Annotated in this window: 12 protein-coding genes; 6 read left to right on the top strand and 6 right to left on the bottom strand. The window is 47.2% G+C overall.

The features are described from left to right. Positions 1-297 precede the first annotated feature (297 nt). From hpnC to RGU72_RS04325, 3 genes are all read left to right on the top strand, one after another. The gene (hpnC, locus tag RGU72_RS04335; protein WP_322118550.1) at positions 298-1107 is read left to right on the top strand and encodes a squalene synthase HpnC; all 810 of its coding nucleotides are present in this window, start codon (positions 298-300) and stop codon (positions 1105-1107) included. Between the two features lie 162 nt (positions 1108-1269). Continuing rightward, the gene (locus RGU72_RS04330; RefSeq protein WP_322118549.1) at positions 1270-1479 is read left to right on the top strand and encodes a hypothetical protein; all 210 of its coding nucleotides are present in this window, start codon (positions 1270-1272) and stop codon (positions 1477-1479) included. Positions 1480-1598: 119 nt separating this feature from the next. Further along, positions 1599-2303, top strand: a complete 705-nt coding sequence (locus tag RGU72_RS04325) for a M24 family metallopeptidase (protein ID WP_322118548.1) — start codon at positions 1599-1601, stop codon at positions 2301-2303. 172 nt (positions 2304-2475) lie between these two features. On the opposite strand, the gene RGU72_RS04320 is transcribed toward RGU72_RS04325, so the two are convergent. Beyond that, the gene (locus RGU72_RS04320) at positions 2476-3324 is read right to left on the bottom strand and encodes a hypothetical protein (protein WP_322118547.1); all 849 of its coding nucleotides are present in this window, start codon (positions 3322-3324) and stop codon (positions 2476-2478) included. A 357-nt stretch (positions 3325-3681) separates the two neighbouring features. Between RGU72_RS04320 and hpnD the strand changes: the two genes are divergently transcribed. Both hpnD and hpnE read left to right on the top strand, forming a co-directional pair. Then, positions 3682-4515 (top strand): presqualene diphosphate synthase HpnD, encoded by an 834-nt coding sequence (gene hpnD / locus RGU72_RS04315; protein WP_322118546.1) that lies wholly within the window; start codon positions 3682-3684, stop codon positions 4513-4515. Further along, entirely contained in the window at positions 4508-5890 is a 1383-nt protein-coding gene (gene hpnE / locus RGU72_RS04310; protein WP_322118545.1) for a hydroxysqualene dehydroxylase HpnE, read from the top strand. The genes hpnD and hpnE overlap by 8 nt, the downstream gene beginning before the upstream one ends. A gap of 187 nt (positions 5891-6077) precedes the next feature. On the opposite strand, the gene radA is transcribed toward hpnE, so the two are convergent. Continuing rightward, entirely contained in the window at positions 6078-7463 is a 1386-nt protein-coding gene (gene radA / locus RGU72_RS04305) for a DNA repair protein RadA (RefSeq protein ID WP_322118544.1), read from the bottom strand. 330 nt (positions 7464-7793) lie between these two features. Between radA and lplT the strand changes: the two genes are divergently transcribed. Next, the gene (gene lplT / locus RGU72_RS04300) at positions 7794-9074 is read left to right on the top strand and encodes a lysophospholipid transporter LplT (RefSeq protein ID WP_322118543.1); all 1281 of its coding nucleotides are present in this window, start codon (positions 7794-7796) and stop codon (positions 9072-9074) included. A gap of 62 nt (positions 9075-9136) precedes the next feature. On the opposite strand, the gene RGU72_RS04295 is transcribed toward lplT, so the two are convergent. The 4 genes from RGU72_RS04295 to tsaB all read right to left on the bottom strand — a co-directional run bounded on the left by RGU72_RS04295 (position 9137) and on the right by tsaB (position 12502). Then, positions 9137-10156, bottom strand: coding sequence for a DUF1853 family protein (locus RGU72_RS04295; RefSeq protein ID WP_322118542.1), 1020 nt, complete (start codon positions 10154-10156; stop codon positions 9137-9139). Positions 10157-10200: 44 nt separating this feature from the next. After that, on the bottom strand, positions 10201-11073 hold the full coding sequence (locus RGU72_RS04290) for a uracil-DNA glycosylase (protein ID WP_322118541.1): 873 nt from the start codon (positions 11071-11073) through the stop codon (positions 10201-10203). A gap of 239 nt (positions 11074-11312) precedes the next feature. Continuing rightward, positions 11313-11768 (bottom strand): ribosomal protein S18-alanine N-acetyltransferase, encoded by a 456-nt coding sequence (gene rimI / locus RGU72_RS04285; RefSeq protein ID WP_322118540.1) that lies wholly within the window; start codon positions 11766-11768, stop codon positions 11313-11315. After that, positions 11768-12502, bottom strand: a complete 735-nt coding sequence (tsaB, locus tag RGU72_RS04280) for a tRNA (adenosine(37)-N6)-threonylcarbamoyltransferase complex dimerization subunit type 1 TsaB (RefSeq protein WP_322118539.1) — start codon at positions 12500-12502, stop codon at positions 11768-11770. The genes rimI and tsaB overlap by 1 nt, the downstream gene beginning before the upstream one ends. Between the last annotated feature and the right edge of the window lie 45 nt (positions 12503-12547).

The following is a 12547-nucleotide window of genomic DNA, read 5'->3' as shown; positions in this document are numbered from 1 at the left end:
TTGCCGGATGGCAATCAAAATTTATTACTTTTAAGTTTTGCTTAAATCTTGCTTAAATCTTATTTACGTCTTGCTCAAATCTTATCCCAGCTTTTTTTAAACGTTCTAACGGAATGAATGACAAAACACTTACTGACTGCTAACGGATAGACAAAATACTTTGGGTAGACCATTTGAATATCATTTCAAGTGACTCAATCAGTTACTGACTAAACGGTTAGTAATTATAGTTGCGCAACATTTTTTTGCCAATGACTTTAGAGTCATTTATTTTTTATTGCAATTTCAACCAATGCTATGTCAATAGATCATTACGAAAACTTCCCTGTAGCCTCAATTTTGCTGCCCGAACACTTACGTCCAGCAGTTGAATCTATTTATGCTTTTGCCAGAACGGCGGACGACATTGCAGATGAAGGTGATGCAACCGCAGAACAACGTTTGTTTGCGCTTAACCAATATGAAACGGAATTGACCAAAATAGAATTAAATGAAATAAGTGACATTGGCTTGTTTCAAAAGCTTAATTATTATATTGCGCAATATCGCCTGCCTTTACAAGCCTTTCGGGACTTGCTGTCCGCATTTAAACAAGATGTGGTGATTACCCGCTATCAAAGCTTTACTGAATTATTAGATTATTGCAGACGCTCTGCCAATCCTGTCGGAACGCTCATGTTGCATCTCTATAAGGCGACAACACCGGACAATCTAAAAGACTCCGCAGTAATTTGCTCTGCGCTGCAACTGATCAATTTTTGGCAAGATGTCGCTGTCGATTGGCATAAACAAAGAATCTATCTACCCTTAGACGACCTGACGCAATTTGGTATTACTGAACAACAAATAGCAAATAAGCAAGTGAATGAAAATTGGCAGCAAATGATGCGATTTCAAACCGACAGAGCACGTACGATGCTGTTAAGCGGAAGCCCACTATGTAAACGTTTAAAAGGTAGGATAGGTTGGGAATTACGTCTTGTTGTACAAGGTGGATTACGTATCTTGGAAAAAATTGACGCTGTTCATGGCGATGTTTTTAGGCACCGTCCATCCATAGGAAAAAGTGATTGGTTGGTGATTGCCTGGCGCGCAATCTGGATGTAAGCGTCGGGGTAAAAACACAAACTCTGTACGCGTGAGTAGTACAAATAAATTACAGGCTGTTGCAAAATTATTATAGCTTTGCCGCGTACAGCACCTTACTATGCGGATACCATGTCGTACACCAATGATCAATACGATGCAATTTTCTTTTCGGGCATAATGATGCGAAATTCTTTTCCTCTTTTTTCCTCCCGCTTATTATGTTGCCTCAGCATGTTGCTTGGCAGTCTGAGTGCCAGTGGATGCACCGTAATCGCAATTGCAGACGCGGCGGTATCTACAACGGTCAAAGTAGGTAGTGCGGTGGTGGGTACTGCGGTTGATGTAACGGCGGCTGGGGTACACGCGGTGACAGGCAGCGGTAAAAAATAAGTAGGGCAAATCAGATTCTGTTTTTAATCTGCTGACGCATCACACTATCCGGCCAATACACCATCTGGCACGTCACTAGGTACATCAACCCGCAACTCAACATCATTAAGAGCTAGCTCATGCCAACCGAACTGCAAATTGCAGAGCACCGTAAAGCGCAACATGCGGCTAAGTTCGCTTTGGCGCGTTTGGGGTCCTTAATTACGCCAGAAGATACCGAGCAGAGTCTTGCGGCAAAAGCACACGCCCTGTTATCTGAATCTGGTTACCCGGAAACCTGGTATTACCAATGCCCTGCCCTGGTGTTATTGGGGTCCAGAAGTTGCGTATCTATTGCTGGCAACAACTACAGCGCCAGTGAGGAAGCGGTTGGCATGTCCAACCTGATTACGATAGACCTCAGTCCGATCAAAGATAATTGCTGGGGAGATTACGCTCGCTCATTTGTCATCGAAGATGGCAAACTCAGCGAAAAACCTAAGCAGCTCGAATTTAAAAATGGCTTACATTTTTTGCACCAGCTACACCAGCAAATGCCACGCTTCGTAAAACCGGATACCACGTTTGAACAGTTGTTTGAATGGGCCAACGTGCGCATACGCGAGAGTGGTTTTGTGAACTTAGATTACCGCGGCAATGTAGGCCACAGCGTTGCCACTAATCGGGATGAACGACAATATATCCAGACCAGTAATACTTTGTGTTTGGGAGATGTGCCATTTTTTACCTTCGAGCCTTTTGTCAGGCTTAAAGGTGGGCGCTGGGGATTTAAACATGAGGATATGTTTTTCTTCAATCAGGATGGCGCACTCGAAAGCGTATAAAAGCTAACCTGCTTCATAAAGTAAAAAGCCGATATCTTTACAAAGATCGGCTTTTTACTTTTGCTGGGCTTCTTTGGAAAACTTATTTATAGAACTCAGTTATAGAACTTATATAGAAACGGAACTTATATAGAAACCATCTACTAAATTCTATACAAGCTTAAATCAGAGCTTATATACAATTAACCTGGATATTGCTTGCGCCAGTCGGATTACTTAGTCGTGCCGTACCCGAACCACCAACCACGGTACAAGTTTGTCCAACCGGTTGTGTCGTCACTGTTACAGCATATGGCTGACCATCTAAGACTGAATTAGCGAAAGTAAAGGTGCCATTTGCACCTTCAGTCAAACTATCCGCACCATTGGCCAGCACCACTGATTTGCCACTACCTAAACCAGTAATAATCACAGAAACCGGAACACTTGGCACACAGTTAACGAGCACATTGGCAGCTAGTTGCGGATTAGTAGTACTCGCTGTGCCACTACCATTTTGTACAGTACAAGTCTGTGCTGCCGGTTGCAAACCAATAGTCACCGCATAAGCGGAACCATTTGGAATGTAATAAGAAAAAGTTCCTGCAATATTGGTAGTGAAGGTCAAGGCATCAAGATTAACGTTCGCATTGTTATACAAGAGTAATGAGCCCGCAGTTAATCCCGAAACAGTTGCAATCACAGGCACCTTAGGTACGCATGTCACCGCAATATTAGTTACTGCGGCATCGCTGGTCATGGTGCCTGTACCATTGGCTACCGCACAATTAACTTGGGCGGGCTGTGTCGCAACACTGATGGTATAGCTAGCATTACTTGCGACTTTAAAGGAGAAAGGACCATCTACTGTCAATTGCTGAACAAAATTACCTTCATTCCTCAACACCAAGGTGCCGCCAGAGGTGGTGCTATTGCCAAGACCAGTAACTGTGCCGCCGACCGTCGTGTAGACAAAGCCGCCGCACGCTACCAAGACCAGCAGCAAGCTGCTCGCTAAAAGAACCAGGCTCGTTTTTTTCATCATTTTCATTCGCTATTCCATTTGGTCAAAATCAATCAAACCCAATACTATTGCAATATATACACTGCTTAATTTGAGTAATTGCGTAATGGTATATGAGCTTGACGAAAAAAGCGTGCGCCAGATACAAAAAACCGTATCAGATTACAAAGCATTACATGTATTTCTAAGTCAAAACATTCAATTAATTTACTAAAAGCGCATCACAACACCGATTAAAGCAACGCCCCACCCGCTAATTCTGCCTTGTCTATTTGTAGTCTCTGTCACTTCGGATAACATACTGGCTTATTGCTGCATTGCACGCAGCCAACAGCGGACTCATCAGTCCTCTCCAGCCAAACTCACTCATTAAGCATGTCTCCAGACGAATATTGCCAACAAAAAGCAGCACAAAGCGGCTCCAGTTTTTATTACAGTTTTTTATTTCTACCGAATGAAAGACGCTTAGCCATCACGGCGCTATACGCGTTTTGTCGCGAGGTCGATGATGTCGTGGATGAGAGCACTGACGATGGCATTGCCCGCAGCAAACTCAGTTGGTGGCGTGGTGAAATCCAGGCCATGCTGAATAATCAACCCACCCATCCCGTCACCAAAGCCTTATTGCCGCACATGGCAACCTATGCTTTGGATGGAGCACATTTGCTGGCGATCATTGATGGCATGGAGATGGACTTAAACCAGACACGCTATCTCGATTTTATCGGTCTGCAAAAATATTGCTGGCATGTGGCTGGCGTCGTCGGTATTTTGTCCGCCAGTATTTTTGGCATCAAAAATCCGCAAACCAAACAATTTGCTGAAAAATTAGGGCTGGCTTTCCAGATGACTAACATCATTCGCGATGTCGGTGAAGATGCACGTAAAGGCCGGATTTATTTGCCAGTCAATGAGTTACAACAACACAAAGTCACCGCCGCCGACATTCTGAATGCGCGCCACAGCCCTGAATTTGAAGCTCTCATGCAATTCCAGTACGAACGGGCGCAGCAACTCTATGACGACGCCTTTGCCCTGCTACCAGCGGAAGATCGTAAAGCGCAGCGCACCGGTCTGATTATGGCCGCCATTTATCGCGCCTTGCTGGTAGAAATTAAAGACGACCACTTTAAAGTGTTGACGCAACGCATCTCGCTGACACCCATCCGCAAACTCTGGCTGGCCTGGAAAACTTACATCCGTGGCTAAGCTCGATCAGATCAATCGCAAACAAAATCTACGAATTGCTCGACACGTCGCCGTAATCGGTGCTGGCTGGGCAGGCTGCGCAGCGGCTACCGAGCTTACCAGCCAAGGCGCGATAGTGAGCTTGTTTGAAGCGGCACGCACCTTGGGTGGTCGGGCGCGTCGGGTGGATTTGCATGGACATGCGCTGGATAACGGCCAGCATATTTTGCTAGGTGCTTATAGCGCCAGCCTGGCGATCATGCGCAAAGTCGGGATTGATCTGGACGCGGCGCTTTTGCGCTTGCCCTTGCAGATGGTTTATCCAAACTACACCGATGGCATGCAATTTATCGCGCCCAAACTGCCCGCGCCTTTCCATTTGCTTCTGGCGCTGTTGCGTGCTAAAGGACTGGATAAGCAAGACAAACTCGCGCTGGCCAGATTCTCAACGACAGCGCGCTGGATGGGATGGCAGCTGAATCAAGATTGCAGCGTGACCGAGCTGCTGGAGCGCTTTGATCAGACTGACCGGCTATGTCAGCTAATGTGGAATCCCTTGTGCATTGCCGCCTTGAATACCCCACCAGAACGTGCCTCGGCACAAGTATTTTTAAATGTTTTACGCGATAGTCTGGGAGCAAAACGAGCGGCATCCGACATGCTGCTGTCCAAACTAGACTTGTCCGCCCTCTTCCCTGAACAAGCCAGACAATGGATTGAAGCGGCGGGTGGCAATGTGCACTTAGGTACCACCGTGAAGCACATCACGCCCACCGCACAGCACGGCTGGCAATTAGATTTTACAAGTGCGGATACTAGCCATCAGCAAGAGTTTGATGCGCTGATCGTAGCGACAAATCCTGAGCAAGCGACGCGTCTTTTGGGGGGCAATCTGAGGGAAGAAACTACCCGCCAGCTTTCCGGTTTTGGCTATGAGGCTATCACCACTTGTTATCTTCAATACGACACCAAGCTGCAACTTTCACGGACTTTTTTCGCGCTGCGGGATCAACCAGAGCGCCAGCACTGGGGACAGTTTGTTTTTGATCGAGGCCAGTTACATCCCTCGCAAGCCGGTTTATTAGCGGTGGTTGTCAGCGCGTCTGAACAGGCGATTGCCCTGGGCAATTCGGCCTTAGCGACCGCTATTGCTCAACAACTGGCACAGGTATTCCAACTGCCGCAGCTGGCAAACCCACTATGGCATCAAATTATTTCAGAAAAACGCGCCACGTTTTCTTGCACACCCGCATTAGACAGACCGGATAATAATCTTGGTCTGAGCAACTGTTTTATCGCTGGCGATTACACCAAGGGCGATTATCCGGCGACGCTGGAGGCCGCGGTACGCAGTGGCGTTGCGGCGGCAAAGTTGTGTTTGCAAGCGAAGTCTTAAGCCGATATACAGACAGCACTATAAAATATACTCCCAACAAGTATATTTAAGTTGTCCATAGAATCCTTGGACGATAAGGCATATTTCATAAAAAATTGGGGGAGTATATGGAAATCGATATTCTCACAGACATGCCAAGCATGGCGCACTGGTTATGAGAATGATCGATATTCCATGATCTTTTACACTAGTCTTTTACATAACTATCGACATCCCGTATTTTATTCAATGCCTCTTCTATCCTGTCGACGGGTATTAAGGTCAAACCTTCAATCGGCTGCTTGGGCGCATTGGATTTGGGGATCATCGCAATCGAGAATCCAAGCTTGGCGGCCTCGCGCAGACGCTCTTGTCCGCGCGGTGCCGGACGAATTTCACCCGCTAAGCCGACTTCACCAAACACGACTAAACCTCGCGGCAATGGCTTGTTGCGCATCGAGGAATTGACTGCCAGCAACACCGCCAGATCGGCGGCAGGTTCGGTAATTTTGACGCCTCCAACCGCATTGATAAAGACATCCTGATCAAACACCGCAACACCTGCGTGCCGGTGCAAGACGGCCAGCAACATTGCCAACCGGTTTTGCTCCAGGCCGACTGACAAACGTTTGGCATTGGGCGCGTGAGAACTGTCGACCAAGGCCTGTATCTCAACGAGCAAAGGACGGGTACCTTCTTGCGTCACCATCACGCAAGAACCCGCAACCTGCGTGTCGTGCTGCGACAAAAACAGAGCGGACGGGTTGGAAACACCTTTCAAGCCACGTTCAGTCATGGCAAAAACGCCCAGCTCATTGACCGCACCGAAACGGTTTTTGATCGCGCGCACCAGACGGAAACTGGAATGGGTATCGCCTTCAAAATACAGCACGGTGTCCACAATATGCTCCAGCACGCGCGGTCCCGCCAGTGCGCCCTCTTTGGTGACATGGCCGACCAGAATCATCGTGATATCCATGGTCTTGGCAATCCGCGTCAGTTGCGCTGCGCACTCTCTGACTTGCGCTACCGATCCGGGTGCGGAGCTTAAAGCATCCGAATACATGGTTTGAATGGAGTCAATCACCACCACCTGCGGTTTGTGGTCTGCCAGCGTGTTGAGGATTTTCTCCAGCTGAATCTCTGCCTGTAACTTTAAATCACTGGCATCAACCGCCAGACGTTTGGCACGCAAGGCAATCTGGGAGCCGGACTCCTCACCGCTGACATATAGCACTTTTTTGACCTTAGATAAATTGGCCAGCGCCTGTAACAGCAAGGTCGATTTACCAATCCCCGGATCACCACCGATTAGCACTACTCCGCCGGCAACCAGACCACCGCCCAGCACCCTGTCAAATTCATCAATACCGGTACCAAAACGTGGAATTTCTTCTGCATCGATTTCAGACAGATTCAGTACAGGCGCAGTCTGCGCCAGACTTTGTGGTTTGGCAGAATAGCGATTGACGCTGGTTTCGATAATGGTTTCTACCAAGGTATTCCATTGCTGGCAGGACGGGCATTGCCCTGCCCATTTATTGACGATGCCACCGCATTCGGTACAGGTGTAATTGGTTTTTGGTTTGGCCATGGTCTAAACAAATAAATTCATCAAAAAACGTGGATGTCGACTTTAACAATTAGCTTCAAAAATAAACTTTAAAAAATACGCTTTAAAAAATAAGCTCTAACTACAGCGACAATACAATCTAAATTTGGTGCGTCGCAACAATAAATCCGCTTGCCAATAAATTGCCAATCAATCGCAAACTAAACTTAGCAAAGCTAGTTTGGTATATTGACAAAACTACTGATAGTTTAACCAGTATTGTAAAACTTGCCCCATGTAAATCACAAATATTCTTGGTTTTTCATGGTATAAAGCGAGTCGGTGACATTACGTAACAGGCATATAAAAAGAATGAAACGCGGTTTTTATACGATCATGGCGGCGCAGTTTTTTTCGTCGCTCGCAGATAACGCTTTATTAATTGCAGCCATCGCTTTGTTGGTGTCCATGGAGTCACCCGAATGGATGCCTCCCTTCCTCAAACTCTTCTTTGTCTTGTCGTATGTGCTGTTGGCACCTTTTGTCGGCGCTTTTGCAGATTCGCTTCCCAAAGGCAAAGTCATGTTCTTTACCAACCTGATCAAAGTGTTTGGTTGCGGCTTAATGTATTGCCGAGTTCATCCTCTACTGGCTTATGCGGTGGTCGGGTTTGGCGCCGCGGCCTACTCCCCAGCTAAATACGGCATCTTGACCGAATTATTACCCCCAGAGAAATTAGTTGCCGCCAATGGCTGGATTGAAGGCTTAACCGTGTCCTCCATCATTCTTGGCACGGTATTAGGTGGTGCGCTAGTCAACCCGCACAATGCGGCAATGTTACTGAACTTAGATTTCCCCTTCATCGATTTTAATATTTCTACAGCGACGCAAGCGGCGATTTGTGTGATTACCGCCTGCTATGCTCTGGCCGCTTTATTCAATTTACGGATACCTGATACCGGCGTCTGTTACGTACATCAAGAACGCAACCCAGCAAAATTGGTAGAAGATTTTGCTAACTGCTTCGTCAATTTATGGAAAGATAAATTAGGCCAAATTTCTCTAGCCATCACGACTTTATTTTGGGGTGCCGGTGCGACTCTGCAATTTATCGTTTTGAAATGGGCGCAAAGTGCGTTGAAAATGCCATTAGACAAAGCAGCAGCATTACAAGGCGTAGTCGCAGTCGGGATTGCATTAGGCGCAGTAGCAGCAGCGCGATTTGTTCCGTTAAAAAAATCATTGACGGTAATGCCATTAGGTATTGCGATGGGCTTGACGGTAATGAGCATGACTTTAGTCACCAATGTGTGGGTGGCTTATCCATTGCTCATCGTAATTGGCGCACTGGCCGGTTACTTTGTGGTTCCGATGAATGCTTTATTGCAGCATCGCGGACATGTGTTGATGAGCGCAGGACATTCCATCGCGGTACAAAACTTTAATGAGAACCTCTCAGTACTGACTATGCTGGGACTGTATGCCCTGCTGATTTCTCTCAACGTCAGTATTTATTTTGTGATCATCCTGTTTGGTCTGTTTATGGCCAGCACGATGTATTTAGTGATGCGCAAACATCAGTTGAACCAACTGGAGTTTGATTCAGTTGCTTTGATTGGTGAGCATAAGCACCCTTGTCAGCCAACGCCTTAAAAAATCCCATTTTTTAAGACAGGTCTTGTCAAGCACAAGTAACGCTAATCACTTCAATGTGATCACTGATATCTGTCCTGCGCAAGATCTAGCCACTGCTCCGGTACCACCATGCCGCGATGCGTTTCCTGCATCAGATCGCCGTTTTCACGCATGATTGCCAACATCACCGGCATGTTTTGCAATTGAAAACGGCGCTGTATTTCATCCAATAACATTGCCTGATTCAGCACCTGCTCCGGCTTGGTTTGCGCTGGTGCCAGCCATGACATACGCTCCAAAACCACGCCATGCTCTATCGCCATAGCCGCCATATCTTGCAGCGTCCACCAATAACCACAGCAGTGTTCAGGCGCGATCTCTGGCGGCGCATTAGCAGAGGCAATCATCGGCTGACGATAGAATAACCAGCCCTTGATCAATGCCTGAGTACTGATCACGGCTCGCTGCAATAAAGCTTGCGCAGCAGCGTGGTGAGATAACAGCAATTGTTGATTAAAAAGTTTGTCCGCTTTTTTGGCAAAGGTATCAAGCTGATTGGGGCCAATATAGTCGTCTAGTGCAAACTTGCTACGGGTCTGATCCAGATCACCGACGAACAAATACATCTTGGTGGCCAGTTCCCAGTGGACGAATCCCCGGGCGTCATTTAATAAAAAATCAAACTCACCCAATGTCACTTGCTTTGCACCTTGTACTTGCAGATTTTGGGCAAAGAGTAAATTTTGTAGCCCTGACAAACTTTGATGATTCAGAAAAAACGCCAGTAAGTTTTCAGCATAATGTCCTAGCCTGCGATGCTTGTGTACCGCCAAGGCGTCATGCAAAACCTGGGGATATTGATCAAGCTGGTTAATCCAGCTTAATAATTGTTGTGGATCAGGCAGCGCAATGTGGGCAATCTGTCCATGCCAGCGGGATGCGCTGATTGAACCTGTTGGATCGGTTGAATCTGGTGTTGCGTATTCAGCGGTATCGCTCGCAAGCAAGTTGGGCGAGGTCAGCATCCATACCAGCGCGCGCACATGCGGGTCTTGCAGATGCTGCCATTGTTGATGAAACTGTTTCTGGTAGGTTTGCATCCAAGCTCAGTTTCAAAAAAACTCAGTTCCAAAAATTGATAGCTTCAGGTCGATGCCAACATAGTCGACGATGCCACCGCAGTGGTCTGTGCGATTGCCTGTAGCGCCAGACAAAGGTCTTCCCAGGTTTTACTTTTCTCAGTTGGCTTGCGTAGTAAATACGCTGGATGGTAAGTCACGACCAAAGGTAAATCCTGATAATGATGAATCGAGCCGCGCAACTTTCCGACGGGAGTTTCAGGATTTAAATCCAGCAATGAAATCGCTGCCGTCTTACCCAGCGCAATAATAATTTCTGGCTGTATCAATGCAATTTGACGCTTTAAATACGGCAAGCAGGCAGCGACTTCTTCGGGTGCGGGCGCTCGGTCCTTGCCCTGGGCATCGGTCGGACGACACTTGACGATATTGGCGATATAAGTATTAGTGCCACGTTGCATACCCAAAGCGCGCAGGATGTTGTCTAGTAGCTGCCCGGCGGGTCCGACAAAAGGTAGCCCTTGTAAATTCTCGTTATAGCCTGGCCCTTCACCAACAAACAACCACTTCGCATGTTGATCACCGACACCGAACACCGTCTTGGCGCGACCTTCGCACAAATGACAGGCGCGGCAGTTAGAGACTCTGGCTTCTAATGCGACCCAATCCAGTTCGGCAGTAGGCGTTGATGGGTTGACTGAGATTGCTGTTAATGACCGGTGTGCTTGATCTGGGGATTGCTCAGACGATAGATCAGACTCGCGACCAGCGCGGGCAATGATTTCCGGGGATATGATGGCACCTGCCTGCGCAGCGTCAATGCCAGAATGGGCATCAGCATCGACGTTAGCTTCACGCAATTTCCAGACAGGTCCGATACCCAGCTCTGCCAGCATTGCATCGTGTTGCTTTGGATTGTTATGTTCTGGGGTGTTCATGATGGCTTAGTTGACGGCTTAGTTGATAGCAAATTAGATAAGATTGAATAAAGTTGAAACGAGTCTAATTTATGATAAAAATAGCAGGGGCGTTTGGGATATTACGAAATCCTTCCCCCAAATTAAATATACTCCCCATTATTTTTACTAAAAATGCCTTATTAACCAATGAATCCATGGACAACTTAACCATACTCGTCACCAGTATAATAATTCACTACAATTTAAAATAACGAGATTTACAACTCTATTCGCATCACAATCGCATCTTCACGCAGATTGTCGTGGGCGGGATAGTAGGCTTTGCGACGCCCGATTTCTTTAAAGCCATACCGCTGATACACCTCAATCGCGCGCTGATTACTGATCCGCACTTCTAGCAAAATCGCCAGACACTGCTTCTCCCGTGCCATTGCTACCATATTGTCCAACATCAAACGAGCATAACCCAAACCCTGATGCTCGGCACTTACGGCAAGATTCAGCAAATGCATCTCATCGACGACAGGCATTAATAAAAAATAGCCGATCAGTTTTTGCGACGGATCACGCAAACCGGTCAAATGATAAGCGCTATACAAAGAATCTAAAAAATTGCCGCGCGACCAGGGATGTGAGTAGACCTGATTTTCTATCGCTAAGACATCATCGATATCCTCAAAACCAAGCCGGCTAAAAATCAAGTTGCCCTGCATTAGCTCGCCGCTTTCAATTGCATGCGCTCTGCGGTAGTCAATGCGATTTTGTTACGCAAGTACAGCGGCTGCGCTTGCGATGCATCCAGACCACGCCCCGCAAGATAATCGGGTAAAGCGAGTTGCGCTATTTGCCTTGCATGCGGCATGCAAGCTATCTGCAGATGTGCCGAAAACGATTCAGCAATGCTGACATTTTCAGGCAGCACAACGCCTTGCCCAAGCGCAAATACCAGCGAGCTACTATCTGATAAGTCGCTATCAACGACAGCCCTGACCTCCTCCACTTTTGATAAAGTCGGCGCTACCGTCACCTGCCATACGCTGTTTAGATAGCGATATTGCGCCCAATACACCTCGCCCATGCGGGCATCAAGTACCGCAACATAATCAACGACATCATTTGATAAGACATGTTGCTGGCGCGCGGATTCTGCCATTGCCTGCAAACTCACGACGGGCAATATCGGCAAGTTGGCACCAAAAGCCAAGCCTTGCACAATCCCGCATGCAGTTCGTACACCGGTAAAAGCCCCGGGACCACAACCAAAAGCAATCGCATCACATTGTTTTAGCGACAAACCTGCCTCCAGCAATAAGGCTTGTATGGCAGGCAAAATACCTTGGGAATGGGTCTGTACCCCCGTCAGTTCACGAATGATCAGAGTATCGCCGATTAGCAAAGCAGCAGAAGCAAGTTCTGTCGAAGTTTCAATAGCAAGAAGTGTTGTCATACCCGTATTTTACAGGGCGCGAAGGCAATCCCAAACTCTGATGTT

It is taken from the genome of Undibacterium sp. 5I1, from assembly GCF_034314085.1.
Taxonomy (GTDB): domain Bacteria; phylum Pseudomonadota; class Gammaproteobacteria; order Burkholderiales; family Burkholderiaceae_D; genus Undibacterium.
The sequence above is the reverse complement of the archived record's forward strand: the minus strand, read 5'-3'. Positions and strand labels throughout refer to the sequence as shown.

Excerpts from the sequence above, each read along its gene's own strand:
- hpnC (WP_322118550.1), top strand. The coding sequence starts at position 298 with ATGTCAATAGATCATTACGAAAACTTCCCTGTAGCCTCAATTTTGCTG.
- RGU72_RS04330 (WP_322118549.1), top strand. The coding sequence starts at position 1,270 with ATGCGAAATTCTTTTCCTCTTTTTTCCTCCCGCTTATTATGTTGCCTC.
- RGU72_RS04325 (WP_322118548.1), top strand. The coding sequence starts at position 1,599 with ATGCCAACCGAACTGCAAATTGCAGAGCACCGTAAAGCGCAACATGCG.
- RGU72_RS04320 (WP_322118547.1), bottom strand. The coding sequence starts at position 3,324 with ATGAAAAAAACGAGCCTGGTTCTTTTAGCGAGCAGCTTGCTGCTGGTC.
- hpnD (WP_322118546.1), top strand. The coding sequence starts at position 3,682 with ATGTCTCCAGACGAATATTGCCAACAAAAAGCAGCACAAAGCGGCTCC.
- radA (WP_322118544.1), bottom strand. The coding sequence starts at position 7,463 with ATGGCCAAACCAAAAACCAATTACACCTGTACCGAATGCGGTGGCATC.
- lplT (WP_322118543.1), top strand. The coding sequence starts at position 7,794 with ATGAAACGCGGTTTTTATACGATCATGGCGGCGCAGTTTTTTTCGTCG.
- RGU72_RS04295 (WP_322118542.1), bottom strand. The coding sequence starts at position 10,156 with ATGCAAACCTACCAGAAACAGTTTCATCAACAATGGCAGCATCTGCAA.
- RGU72_RS04290 (WP_322118541.1), bottom strand. The coding sequence starts at position 11,073 with ATGAACACCCCAGAACATAACAATCCAAAGCAACACGATGCAATGCTG.
- rimI (WP_322118540.1), bottom strand. The coding sequence starts at position 11,768 with ATGCAGGGCAACTTGATTTTTAGCCGGCTTGGTTTTGAGGATATCGAT.
- tsaB (WP_322118539.1), bottom strand. The coding sequence starts at position 12,502 with ATGACAACACTTCTTGCTATTGAAACTTCGACAGAACTTGCTTCTGCT.